The organism is Sulfuricurvum sp., from assembly GCF_028710345.1.
Taxonomy (GTDB): domain Bacteria; phylum Campylobacterota; class Campylobacteria; order Campylobacterales; family Sulfurimonadaceae; genus Sulfuricurvum.
In genome coordinates this window covers 39,753-53,221 of record NZ_JAQTUH010000005.1, presented here as the reverse complement: position 1 = coordinate 53,221, position 13,469 = coordinate 39,753, and the positions used below count along the sequence as shown (strand labels likewise).

Here is a 13,469-nt window from a genome sequence, read left to right as displayed (position 1 = left end):
CTAAATATACCAGTCACTTTGATGATTAAAATCGATGTTTAAGAGTCCAAATCCCGGTAAGCTTTGAAGATTTGTTTCCCCTTCCATCAAATGAAATCGTAATGTTAACTCTGATGAATTACCCAACGATTCTCTAGGTATTCCAAATTCCAAACGTCCCATCTTGTAAAGGGGCACTATGTCGATTCTTTTACCCCATGTTTCAACATCGGCAACAATACGGTATGAGGGGGAAACTCTCCCCTCTAATGCAATATAAAGGGTAGTGTCATCATATCCATAGTACATAATATTAACAGGGCCACGCAATCTGTCCATCGTTGAAAATATCCGACGTTCATCGATACTTCCACACCCCATCCACTCAAAAAATGAATTTTTTTCTCCATTGAGCAGAGGTGATATTTTATTGGTTGGCTTAATCCAAAATGGGTAAGAAACAACATTGGATAAAATAGGCTCCAAAAGATTAAGAGGTATGTCCATCTCCATCAATCTATAGATATGGATTAAATGTTCCCGAAACAGTGCGTCAAATTCGTGTGCGAAATCGGTACTGTGATCGTCTCCGTACCACCAGAACCAATCGCTACATTCTGAGGCTAAGAGATGATATTTGATTTTCTTTTTAATATCCTCACTAAGCTGTGCGGTAGCAACATCACGCTGTGTTTGAAAAATCAGTTCCCATGCTCTATTTTTTTCACTATGCCCAACCCATGTATCAAACGTCCCATGTATCCAGCTTCCGGGAGCCAGATGGGTTAGCGTACCTTGATTTTTAAATTTGGCTACCTCATCCATCGTCACGGTTTTACACCACGAGCAATCAGAGAGTGTAGTGTAAAGTGCGCTAAAAAAATCAAATCCGTTATTATCGTAAAATTCCCAAGCATTCTCCCCATCAACAATCACAAAAACACTTGGATCAACTTCGGTTTGGGCAATTTTTTCAAGCTCAGCCATAAAATGATGAGTCGCTTCGTCCCCTTTTTGATGACGATATTCAAACCCGATAAGATCACTTAAACGATGATCACGAAACGCGATACTCACCCCATCAAAAAGATAAGGTTTGTACCGTAATGAGGGATTTTCATCGTTAAGAGATTTATACAAGATTGCCTCGTCGGTGGCTATCCAATGAATCGCATTTTCTTTATACAGTGCAACACTCTTCTCATCCACTCCCCCCTCAGCAGGCCAAAAACCGCTCGGTTCGCACCCGAACGTCTCTTTATAGAGTTCAATGGAGCGTATTATATGTTCATTAGCATCGTCTGTTAGCGAAAATGATCCTGCAGGCAATTTAGTAACACTGTTAGCACGCGCAGCATTCTCCATATCGAGCAATACCGGTAAGATAGGATGAAAATAGGGAGTTGTTGAGACGGAAATAATCCCTTGTTTTTGCAAAGAGCTGTACAAAGGGAGAATCTCTTGGACAAAACCACCTAAAGTTGCAAGCAATATTTCCTTATCCCCAGAATCATACCCTCTCTCTTTGAGCAACAGTTTTTTGACCACATCATTATGAAGTCTCAAATAGTTTCCGCACCATGCAAGGATAAAAAGAACCTCCAGCTCGATCAACTCATCATCGAGGAAATATTCTTGATAATAGAGTTCGCCATACCGCTTTAGTGGACGTACCATCGTCTCATACTGCATAGCGCACATCAACTTCACCAACCATGCTCGCTGTGAATACTCAAGCTCTTGAGGCTCTTTTGCCCAAAGGGTTAAAAAATAATCATATTGGAGAGGATTTTGATAGAGGTTTAGTTGTTCGATAAGCGATGCACTAAGATTAAACGTCGCTTTTAACCCGGAATACTTACTTAGTAACCATGGCATCTCATAATAATCTTTGATAGCATGTAAAAACACCCACGGCATCTTCATCACTCCATCACTCCCCCGATAATCGGGCTGATGCATATGCCAGAAAAAAGAGAGCTTGAGTGATGATACTTTCATTACGATTTTATCCACTCCGCGATTTTGTCCTTGTAAAGCTGGGTGTAATGTTCCCCTTTTACATCATCTTTTGCTTGGATAGTGAGATTTAAATAATCACTGTATTGATCAGGAATCATCAATACCCAGTCATCTTTATCCAACCAAATTTTTACACCATCGAGAGTTGATGACTCTTTCCCTTTTGCATCACCGAGAAAACGGCGCATCATTTTCCCTTTCAGTGCTTGGGAACAAGGGACTTGAATCGTCGCATAGAAGAAATGAGGCAGGGAGTCAATGATTTCTGAGAGTGCGACACCGTGGGTAACAATCATCTCTAATATTTTAAGGGTAGCATACATCGAATCTCGATGGGTTGCAAATTCAGTAAAGGTAAAGTTCCCCTCTCCCGTCGCTACCAAATCGTATGTTTTCATCTTAGCCGATTTAAAATTAGCGTATTGTCCTCGCTCAATCTCTAAATGATCGAAGTAGACGATATCAGCTGCCCACGTCGGTAAAAAGACCCGTTTTTTTGTTCCATGCGCTTTTGCATCCATATTGAGAAGTGTCAAGACAGCATACAATGCCGTCTGTTTCGACAGAGGTTTCCCTTCATTGCTTAAGATATCGAGTCTTTGCCCATGAGGATATAGGATAAATCCTGCATCCAATTTAAGAGCTTGGATAACAGCACCCATATCATCATACGAACGTTTTATCAATGTATTAATATTAGATAGACGATGTTCATCCGCATATGCGTTAAACATAATATGTTCTATCCCCAAATCATTTAAAATCTCTGGAAATACTTCAGATGCCAAACCATGCGTTACATCCACTGCAACACGACATTCAAGACATTTAAAACGGTGCGATTGAAGAATATCTTCCATCCCTTTTTTATACTCACCGTATTCACGTTTATGATCGAGTTGGTAAATTTGCCCTATTTGTGAATAATCAACACGCCGAAACGTCTCTTTAAAAAAAGCTTTTTCTACTTTTTTAGCAACATCGTTATTAATACGAAGTGCTTCATTGTTATAGAAGGTAATGACCGTACTGGTCGGATCATCAATTTTTTGGTGGAAATGGATTCCGGCAGTATAATTATCATGAAACGATAAACTGCAACGCATTACCGCGGCTGGGATCGCATTATAATCGACAACATCAACTCCGGCAGAGAGAAGTCCCCCTAAGAATGCCCGCTTAAGCATACGTGAGCTTTTATCGTAGTGACGTGATACCAATACGGTAGAACCGACTGGGAGTTGAGCACCGAATGCTTCAGCAAGCTTTGTTGCCATTTCACAGGAAAGTTCTACATTTGATTTTCCGATAACCATCCCATCTTCAAAAATAGAGTTTTTGTATTTACTACCCAAAATAACGCTACGACTGACGATAGCGGCATCTTCGATCACCTTATTTGGCCAGATAGTGACATCTTTTTCGATAACGACTAATTCTCCTATCTCACACCCTTGCGCTAAAATCAATCCGGACTTCGCCGTAACATTTTTACCGATATGATTGTTGCAACAGATAACACACCCATCGAGTTTCGCATTTTTACCAATCTCAACATCGTCCCAAATAACCGTATTCGCTATTTTCGAGGAAGTACCGATTGATACGTTGTTACCGATAACCACATTACTGAGTTTGGTCCCTTTTTTTACCACAACATTTTTACCGATGAGGACGATTCCAACTACTTCGACACTATCATCCAGAGTATTGTCTTCTTCACAAATCAATACACCATCAGGATATTTAACCGCTTCACCGCCGATATTAAATTTGATTTTTCCTGCCAAAATATCTTCGTAAACATCACGATAACTCTCAGGATTTCCAACATCACGCCAGTACCCTTGTGCATAACCAGCCATCAAATCGATTCCCTGACGCATCAAAAGAGGAAACAAATCTTTAGCAAAATCAAAATTCTCATTTTTAGGAATATACTCTAAAATCTCCGGTTCAATAATATAAATACCCGTATTAATCGTATCACTAAACACTTCGCCCCAGCTCGGTTTTTCGAGGAATTTTTCAATTTTCCCCTCTTCATTAGCGATTACAACACCAAATTCGAGTGGGTTTTCTACGGATGTGAGGGTAATTGTTAATTTTGATTCTTTGGCTTTATGGTAATCAAAAATTTGTTGAAAATCGAAATCGGTTACTAAATCGCCGCTAATAATAATAAAATTCTCATCCCCTATAAACTCTTGAGCCTTTTTAACCGCTCCTGCCGTCCCATAATCATCATCAGGGACAACATAAGTAATATTTATCCCCCACGCACTTCCGTCTTTAAAATAATCTTTTATCACTTCAGGTTTAAAATAGAGCAAAATAATAAATTCTTTTATCCCCAAATCACGTAAACTAACTATCGTATGTTCCATCATCGGACGGTTCATAATCGGTAACATCGGTTTAGGGATAGAGTTTGTCAGTGGTTGAATCCGAGTACCGAATCCACCTGCCATAACCACAGCTTTCATTAGGCTCCTTTATAAGTGAAAAGTATAATATCCGATGCAAAACAAATGCTTCTTTTTAATCATAACATAGGTTTTACACAATTTATCATTTTTCTTGCATGTTTTTTCATTAACATTCCTAATTTTTCACCTAATGCGAAACTATTTAAATACAAACAGAGGATTCTTAACAAAATTTCAATGATACTTGATTATAATATCCCTAATTTTATGTTTAGGGTGATTTTTTGAAAAAACGTTTAGCCGTTGCTTTTACCGGACCTTCTAATAGCGGCAAAACGACCTTAATTTTAAAAGTTGCCCGAAAACTCATCCACGATCATCAACTCCAAGTCGCTATCATCAAAAATGACCCAAAAGACAAAGCTCAATTCGACGTACCGGGAAAAGATAGCTACAAAATGAGTGATACTGGAGCAGAGGTAGTAGTTACCTCCCCTACCCGCACCACCTTTTTTTCCCAACGCCATAAAGAACTAGATGAGATTATTTCACTATTTGGTGAATTTGATATTCTTTTGGTTGAGGGGCTTAAAAATCTCCCCCTACCCCGTATCAGTATATTTCGAGATGTAATCGATACCGATTATTTCCCTTATATGAATGCACTCGCTATTGATCATACGATTACCATCACCGACTATGATTTACCCGATAATGTAGAGCTACTCGACCTCAACAACCCCGATAACGTCATCAACTGGATATTAAACAACGCAAAGGTATTAGAATGAAACTCATATTACAAGCCATCGAAAAAAGTGCAATCCGCATCAAAAACGCCATCGATGTAAAAGACATCGGCTACTCCCAAGAGCAAAACAGCTCAGGTGAAACCCAACTCCAACTCGACATCCAAAGCGATTTAATCATCGAAGAGGAGTTGAGTAAAATAGCTTCTGTCCACACCATCGCGAGTGAAGAGAAAGAGCTTCCGATGCTCCTCAACGAAAATGGTCACTACCATATCGCCTTTGATCCATTGGATGGTTCATCCCTCGTCGATGTAAACCTCAGTGTCGGTTCGATTTTCGGGATTTATGATGGTGAATTGACTGCAAGTAAGATGGTCGCCTCTTGCTATGTCGTCTACGGTCCTCGTGTCGAGCTTGTATTTGCGCATGAGGGAAAAGTAAAACTCTACCTCCTCCAAGCTGGAGAATTTGAATACGTCAAAGAGATCCATTTGAATGAAAAAGGGAAAATCATGGCACCGGGCGGAACACAGCAGTGTTGGGCACCGTACCATAAAGCAATGATTGATGCCTTCTTTGCCGATGGGTATCGCCTCCGTTATTCAGGCGGTATGGTTCCCGATTTGCACCAAATCCTCCTCAAAGGGGGCGGGTTATTCAGCTATCCAGGTGCTTCAGATAAACCGGAGGGGAAATTGCGTCAACTCTTTGAAGTATTTCCGTTTGCCTTTATTTTTGAAACGGCTGGCGGTCGCGCTATTGATGGAGCTAACCGCGTATTGGAAAAAGAGACAAAACATGTTCACGACACCAGTCCATGTTTTTTCGGTTCTAACTATGAAGTCTCAGTGGTAGCGGATGTCTATGGGAGAAACTAACGACATTTATGAAGCCAAACTCGATGAGGCAAAAAAAGTGCTTGAACAGTGTCAAGAATCCAAAGGGTTTGAGAGCTGTCTAAAATGCCCTGAAATCATCGGATGTGAGGTTCGAACCCAGTATGTACGCAGTGTCTATGAGAGTATGTCCAAAGGCTCTACGGGCGGATTTGATTTTTAACACGCCATCATTCCCTGTCTTAGTCATTCCGTACTTGATACGGAATCTAACCTTCTCTCGTCATTCCCGCGAAGGCGGGAATCCAGCTTTCACTTTCCCTCGTTCCCGACATCCTCGTTGGGAATGCAGATAGCAAATAGCTATGCACTTCCAAACTGGAGTTTGGAAGCGAGTAATCACCGTAATGTTTGTAAAAATTAACAATCATTTAAAATATGATTAAATATTTATTTTATAGCCTTAAAATGCTAATATGTTCTTTGAATAAATAGTTAGAAAACAAAATTTTAAAGATAAAGGAATTAAAATGAATAATGAAGAAACTTATCTCAAGCTACAATATAGTGAAAATACTATTGCCCATATGGCATCTCGTCTTTTAGCCGCATATGTCACATCAGCTCAACTTACACCAAGTAATGAAAGCGAACTCATTGACCGATCTGTTAGACTCGCAATCAAGCTAGCTTATACCGCAGATAAATTAATTGAAAGTGATAATGAAAATAGCGAATAAATTACCTGAAAAAAAGGATTTTTCCCTCGTTCCCGACGTCCTCGTTGGGAATGCAGATAGCAAATAGCTATACACTCCCAAAAACTGAAGTTTGGAAGCGAGGGGAAAGTAAAACAAACATGATTTTAATTTATTTTCTTAAAAGCCATATATAGATTAGACAAAATCAAACCTCAATTTAATTCTTTCAAATGTAACTCCCGATAAAATAACGATTATTATTCCATCACTACTGTATGCACGGTCAATTTGTTTAAGGATGTCAATGAAAAACTATATTACCACCCCTATCTATTACGTCAACGGTGAAGCCCATATCGGTCATGCTTATACCACTTTTATCGCCGACACCCTCGCTCGTCATTCACGCCTTTTGGGCAATGAGACCTATTTTCTCACGGGAACGGATGAGCACGGTCAAAAAATCGAAGAAGCAGCCAAAAAACTCGACAAACCGACGCAACAATTTGCCGATGAGATCAGTGCAACGTTTAAAAACTTATGGGATGAGTTTGATATCAGTTACGATCAGTTTATCCGTACCACCGATGCAAGCCATAAAAAAGGGGTACAAGCCGCTTTTTTAAAAATGGTAGAAAAAGGGGATATTTATAAAGATTTTTATGAGGGGAACTACTGCGTTAGCTGTGAGACCTTTTTTCCGGAATCTCAACTCATGGATGGGGGATACTGTCCCGATTGTGGACGTGCTACGAGTATCGTCAAAGAAGAGAGTTATTTCTTCCGCCTCAGTAAATACGAAAAGCCTCTGATGGAGTACTACGAAGCCCACAGTGATTTTATCCTCCCAAAATCACGCCGTAATGAGGTGATGAGTTTTGTACGCGGTGGGCTTAATGATCTCTCCGTCACCCGTACTAGCTTTAGCTGGGGGGTTCACCTACCCGAATCTCTCAATGAGCCGAAACACGTTATGTACGTTTGGCTCGATGCATTGATGAACTATGTCACAGCACTCGGATACGGTGATGACAATGCAAAAATGGATTTTTGGCCGGCTACAACGCAACTGGTCGGTAAAGATATTCTCCGTTTTCACGCTATCTATTGGCCGGCATTCTTGATGAGCTTGGATCTCCCATTGCCACGCCATATCGGTGCACACGGTTGGTGGACGCGCGATGGGGAAAAAATGTCAAAATCCAAAGGAAACGTTGTCGATCCACGCGAAGTTTCCAAACACTACGGAGCTGAGAATTTCCGCTATTTTATGATGCGCGAAGTACCGTTCGGTCAAGACGGTGATTTTTCCCAACGTGCTCTCATCGACCGTATGAATTCCGATCTCTCTAATGATTTAGGAAATCTCCTCAATCGTATCATCGGGATGAGCGAGAAATACTCTGATTTTAAAATTGATAGTAGTGACGTCTTGAAATACCACACCAAAGAGATCAACGATGCACACGCTATCATCGAATCACTCGAAGAGTACATGAAAGATCTTCAACTCCATCGTTACCTCGAAGAGCTATGGAAAGTATTTAGCATCGGTAATAAAGCGATTGAAGAGCATGCACCATGGGTGAAAATCAAAGAGGGACGTAATGATGAAGCGTTGGCTACGGTGGCTCTCGTTGCGAATCTCCTTGCCAAAGCAGTCGTAATGCTCCACTCTATCATGCCTCATACAACAGCTACCGTTGCCGATGCTCTTGGATTTGAAATCAATACCCAAAGCTACACATCGTTAATTCTCAATAAAGAGCTTCTCAAAGCCTTTACAATCAAAAAAATTCCTCCTCTATTCCCTCGTGTTGATGAACCGTTGATGGATGAAGCACCCAAAGCGATGATGGAGGAAAAACCTGTGGTCGTTGCACCAAAAATGGAAGATAAAAAAGAGACAACCGTAAATGACGAAGGGCTTATCACTATCGACCAATTTTTCCAAACGTCACTTAAAATCGGGTTTGTTGTTGCAGCCGAAGAGGTTCCAAAAAGTTCCAAACTCCTCAAGCTACAAGTCGATTTGGGTGAAGAGCATCATCGCCAAATCGTCGCAGGGATTCGGGAATATTACACCCCGCAATCTTTGGTTGGAACACAAGTGTGTGTTGTCGCTAACCTCAAACCCGCTAAACTGATGGGGCTTCTCTCCGAGGGGATGTTACTCGCTGCCAAAGACAGTGAAGGACTCTGCCTCATCCGTCCCGAAAAACCAAGAGCAACTGGAAGCTCTATTGGATGAGACTCGAAAATATCCTCGCACTGAGTAAAGGGACGCTTCATAGTGAACCCAATATTAGTCTTTTTGAAACCGTTGCCTTTGAGGTTTCAAAAGTAAAACGAGGATCTCTTTTTGTCGCCTATAACCCTAGCGATATTCCCGAAGCTCTCGCTAACGGAGCATACGGTATCCTCTTTGACAAACCCACTCAGATGGGTGATCCCGAAGTTGCATGGGTACAAGTAAGCTCTATCGATGATGCACTTAAACGGCTATTGCGCTTTTACCTACTAGAAAAAGACTTACTCGTCTATGCGTGTGATCCTATCACCCTCCACCTCGCCCATTCTGTCTCTACTCCACCAAATTTTTGTGCCGTTGAGGGGAGTATGGCGGAAGTATGGGAAAAACTGTGGCCATTAGAGAAAAAATCGATTGTCCTCTACTCTCCCGCCCTCACTGATTCGGAAATATTTATAGAGACAAATCAACTCATCCGTGCCCAAGCAACCACCATCACCATCATCGAACAAACCCTTTTTGAGACCTCTTTTATCCACAACGACACCTTTTATGAGCGTCAAATGCTTTCACCGTTCTTTATCCCCTATTTAGAGCACCTTCTCTTCTTTTTTACCTTTTTACGTATCCCGTTTCAGTTCAAAAGCTTTAGTAAAATGGGGCATTTTATCCCCGTCTTTACCAACCGTCGTTTAGAGATCAAAGAGTTCGGGACGAGTGATCGAGTCGTTATTTTTGAGCCGTTATTGGAGCTTATCGACGAGCAAATCGATTTTTTACGCCTCCAAGCTTCATGGTCAAAAATCCTCTATATTTTGCCTGAAACAATGAAATCTCATCTCACTATCGGCATTGAGAACATCCTCTTTTACGGCTATCCCGAAGAGATATTAGCCCTACTCCAAACCAACTCGTTCCATTTTGCACTGGTTGCCGGAGCAGATAAATCGATTCTCCACCCTGCACGCTCCATGATGACACAACTGGATTTTGAGTTTTAATCTATTCGCATCGCTTTTAGTTCGGAACGTAATTTTTTTTCATCGGTTAAAATCGTTCGCACCAATCCATGAAACTCTTTGGAATGGTTCATGTGTTTGAGATGGGCAAGTTCATGGACGATAATATAATCGATATGTTCATACGAGAGCTTCATCATCATCGTATTAAAAGTAACTATACCGCTACTACTACAGCTTCCCCACCGTCTACGCATTTTTTTATACCGTATTTCACTGGGTACTAATCCTATCTTTTTACTGTAATGATTGATACGGGAGGGGAGAGTTAAAAGTGCTTCATTTTTATAAAATTGATGGTAATATTTTTCAATATTAACACTATTTTGATCTTTTTCGACCTTTTTTTTCAAAAATTCAAATCTTTCTAATTCTACTACTTCCCCTCGAAAAAGGATAGTTTCACCCACGGTATGTTGATAGGAGACCCGCTTTGTTATCTCATGGAGTTTAGTGTTAATCCAACTCTCTTTTTCTCTCAACACTCTTCTCACACGCGAAAGCTCTTTAAACGGTGTACGAACACATACTTCACCGTTGTGGGTAATGGTAATATAGGTATTACGATTTCGAGGACGATAATGGATCGTTATCGGTGAATTTGATGCGTCAAACATATTATTTTTTAATTTGAACACCTACGGAGCAAAGCCCCGAAGGTTACGCTAGCCGCTATGGCACTAAAGCTTGCTTCTGTCGAAGCAGAATTTATTTTCATATACATTATTCCATATAGGGAATAGGATCCCTCTCTCCGGCACGTTCAAAGCCACGTAGACGCAATCGACAGCTATCACACACACCGCACGCTGCATCTTCACTTTGGTAACAACTCCACGTCAAATGCAATGGAACGTCTAATCGAAGTGACTCCTCGACGATTTGAGATTTTTGCAAATGGACGAGTGGCATCTCTATTGTAATATTCGTCGTCTCTTTAGTTCCTAGATTTGCCGCATTTTGAAATGTCTCGATAAATGCCTCACGACAATCGGGATAACCGCTACTATCCTCTTCGACCACACCGATAGCGATGGCTGAACACCCCTCTTTCTCTGCGATAGCGGTAGCGATAGAGAGAAAGATTCCGTTTCGAAACGGTACATACGTGATAGGGACACCCGCTTCTATTCCGCCAGTCGGTACATCGATACTATGATCGGTCAACGCTGAGGCACCGATAGCTTTAAAAAAATCGAGATCAATCTCATATTTTTCACTCACCCCTAAATCCTCACATATTTGACGGAAGCAAGAGAGTTCTTTTGTAACGGTACGCTGACCATAGTTAAAATGCAATGCGACGATTTCATAACCGCGTGAACGCATGATGTAGGTGACGAGGGTCGAATCCATCCCGCCGCTCATAATACACAGTGCTTTTTTTGTTTTCATATTTACTACTTTTTCTTTTTTAGTGCGTGATTATGCTATTGTTTATTTTCCCGACTTTTCGTTCCAAACGTTTTGCGTCAAAAAGTTTTAATTGTGAAAGTATAGCAACACTCGTTATATCTTTGAATAAAAGAAAAATGATAATAGAACCCTTCTCGTACCGTCTTGGTCAAGAGAATACCTAAAAAGAGTCGTGCTTTCCCCTCATTTAATTCAACCAGTCCACATTTCAACTATTTACTTGTTTGGAAGTGAGGCTTTAGCCTCGCCAAAATGCGAGATCCAAGTCCCACTTTCGATGAGTTATAGGTATCACCCGCTCCTCGTATTCCTATCTTCAAGATTTTATTAAAATGGAATTTCTGTTGTTACGTTAAAATGTCTTAATAACTTGCGACCTTCTTCACATTCATTTTGAAATTTCTTATTTTCTTCTTCTCTATTTTTTATTGTAGAAGCTAATCTATCATGAGAATATTCTGACTCATCACCAAGTTCTAAACTTTTTTTAAACGATTTAATTCCTTCTGTATAGAAGCCTTTAGCACTAAGTAAGTTTCCAATATTAGCTACAATCCATGCTTCACTACCGATAGATAATTCATCTGCCTTTTTGTATGCATTCATGGCGTTATCATTTAATTTTAAATTAACACATGTATTGCCTAGATATCCCCAATAGGCAATGTTATCAATATTTTTATCTGTTAAAAGATTATATAAATATAGAGCTTCTTTATTATGACCTTCATCATGGAGTAGTCTTGCGAACTTATAAACTAATTTTTCATTGTTTGGAAAATTTTGATATGTTGCATGTAATATTAATAATGCTTCACCTTTATTTTCTTTCATTTCTGCAAGAGCTATAGCAATATCAGGGTTATTACTAGGATCATATCCATTTAAAAGTTCTTGTGCTTCATGCACATCTCCATTCTTTTTGTAACAATTTGCAAGATTGATTAATATTGCACTTTTATTTTCAACTTTTGCCAATGAAGTTTTCCCAAACTCAATCGCTTTGTCGATATAGTTTTCCCATTCAAGCACTTTCATAATTCTACTAACTACTTCGATATTATTACTTTGTTTTTCATATAGTTCAAACAATTCCAATAGACCTTGCTTTTCATTTATTTTAAAATTTATATAAGACATCCATACTTCATCTTTAAGACGTTCATCGCCTTCGTCTGTTAATATTTGTTTTTCAAGTTTTTCTTTAGCTCCTAAAAAGTCTTTATTAGAAAAATCTTCAGTCCATACTTTTTCAGAAGTTTCTATATGATTACTAGATTCACTAGTATCTCCAAATTCTTCAATATCTCTAAGCAAACCCATCTTCTTTATTTGGATTCTAATACTGTTGCATACTGAACCAGTAGCAGCTTGTAAACTTTTATCTTGCCTATTGGGATTATATCTTCCAGGTGTAATCCCTAATAAGTCAGTTGGCATATGAATTGAATCGCCATCCGGTATAACAAAAAAAACTCTTTCTCTTCCGAGCTTTCCAATAAATAAACCAAATTCAAAAAGTACATTATCTCTTACTGCTGAAGATTCTTTCCCTCGCATTATTGTAATGTCGTCACCACTAAATACAAAGATTCCGAAATCCATTGTTTCCAATGCTTTATCCAATGATTCTATAGTAGTTTTTGACAATTCAAAAAAGCCTTGATCCCAGACTGTAGATTCAGCATCGTGAGCTAAATTTTGTTGAATTGCATATGCGGCACTTAATCCTTCAACTGATGAACCTATAAAAATTTTTGGTTTCAATTTTTTTCCTAACATTAATTTTTTATTTAATACCTAATTTTGTGACACTTTGAACTGTACCAAAATTTGTCTTAATTATAATGACTAAGGAAATATAAACAAAAATTTTACAAAGATGTAGTTAAATAACTTAAACTATATCATTATGTATTACTAAAGTCTAAAGTGAAAAATAGTGTCAGATATTGGATTTCTCATTTTTTATGATGTGTCACATAATTTATACGTTCTCAGTTTGTCAGTGACCGATTTTTTGCCTATTTTAGGTTAATATAAAGCCCTATTTTTGGCACTTTT

Annotated in this window: 11 protein-coding genes; 6 read left to right on the top strand and 5 right to left on the bottom strand. The window is 39.4% G+C overall.

Annotated elements, in window-relative coordinates; all coding sequences use genetic code 11:
- The gene (locus PHC76_RS07835; protein WP_299972637.1) at positions 1–1,980 is read right to left on the bottom strand and encodes a glycoside hydrolase family 57 protein; all 1,980 of its coding nucleotides are present in this window, start codon (positions 1,978–1,980) and stop codon (positions 1–3) included.
- Positions 1,980–4,487 carry a sugar phosphate nucleotidyltransferase gene (locus PHC76_RS07830; RefSeq protein ID WP_299972639.1) on the bottom strand — a complete coding sequence of 836 codons (2,508 nt, stop codon included), beginning with the start codon at positions 4,485–4,487 and terminating at the stop codon, positions 1,980–1,982. Before PHC76_RS07830 ends, PHC76_RS07835 begins: the two co-directional genes overlap by 1 nt.
- Before the next feature lie 227 nt (positions 4,488–4,714).
- Here PHC76_RS07830 and mobB point away from each other — a divergent pair, with 227 nt between their 5' ends.
- The 6 genes from mobB (at position 4,715) to PHC76_RS07800 (ending at position 9,971) form a co-directional block, all read left to right on the top strand.
- The gene (gene mobB, locus PHC76_RS07825; protein WP_299972641.1) at positions 4,715–5,221 is read left to right on the top strand and encodes a molybdopterin-guanine dinucleotide biosynthesis protein B; all 507 of its coding nucleotides are present in this window, start codon (positions 4,715–4,717) and stop codon (positions 5,219–5,221) included.
- Positions 5,218–6,060, top strand: a complete 843-nt coding sequence (locus PHC76_RS07820; protein ID WP_299972643.1) for a class 1 fructose-bisphosphatase — start codon at positions 5,218–5,220, stop codon at positions 6,058–6,060. Before mobB ends, PHC76_RS07820 begins: the two co-directional genes overlap by 4 nt.
- The gene (locus PHC76_RS07815) at positions 6,047–6,241 is read left to right on the top strand and encodes a hypothetical protein (RefSeq protein WP_299972644.1); all 195 of its coding nucleotides are present in this window, start codon (positions 6,047–6,049) and stop codon (positions 6,239–6,241) included. The genes PHC76_RS07820 and PHC76_RS07815 overlap by 14 nt, the downstream gene beginning before the upstream one ends.
- 307 nt (positions 6,242–6,548) lie before the next feature.
- Positions 6,549–6,758 (top strand): hypothetical protein, encoded by a 210-nt coding sequence (locus PHC76_RS07810; protein ID WP_299972646.1) that lies wholly within the window; start codon positions 6,549–6,551, stop codon positions 6,756–6,758.
- Between the two features lie 265 nt (positions 6,759–7,023).
- Complete coding sequence (gene metG / locus PHC76_RS07805; protein WP_299972647.1) at positions 7,024–8,970, top strand: methionine--tRNA ligase; 1,947 nt, start codon at positions 7,024–7,026, stop codon at positions 8,968–8,970.
- On the top strand, positions 8,967–9,971 hold the full coding sequence (locus PHC76_RS07800; RefSeq protein WP_299972649.1) for a hypothetical protein: 1,005 nt from the start codon (positions 8,967–8,969) through the stop codon (positions 9,969–9,971). Before metG ends, PHC76_RS07800 begins: the two co-directional genes overlap by 4 nt.
- Here the strand turns inward: PHC76_RS07800 and PHC76_RS07795 are convergent.
- The 3 genes from PHC76_RS07795 to PHC76_RS07785 form a co-directional block, all read right to left on the bottom strand.
- A complete protein-coding gene (locus PHC76_RS07795; protein WP_299972651.1) occupies positions 9,968–10,606 on the bottom strand; it encodes a SprT family zinc-dependent metalloprotease in 639 nt (212 codons plus the stop codon). The genes PHC76_RS07800 and PHC76_RS07795 overlap by 4 nt on opposite strands.
- Positions 10,607–10,712: 106 nt before the next feature.
- Positions 10,713–11,384, bottom strand: a complete 672-nt coding sequence (queC, locus tag PHC76_RS07790; RefSeq protein WP_299972653.1) for a 7-cyano-7-deazaguanine synthase QueC — start codon at positions 11,382–11,384, stop codon at positions 10,713–10,715.
- A gap of 348 nt (positions 11,385–11,732) precedes the next feature.
- Complete coding sequence (locus PHC76_RS07785; protein WP_299972655.1) at positions 11,733–13,187, bottom strand: TIR domain-containing protein; 1,455 nt, start codon at positions 13,185–13,187, stop codon at positions 11,733–11,735.
- Positions 13,188–13,469 lie beyond the last annotated feature (282 nt).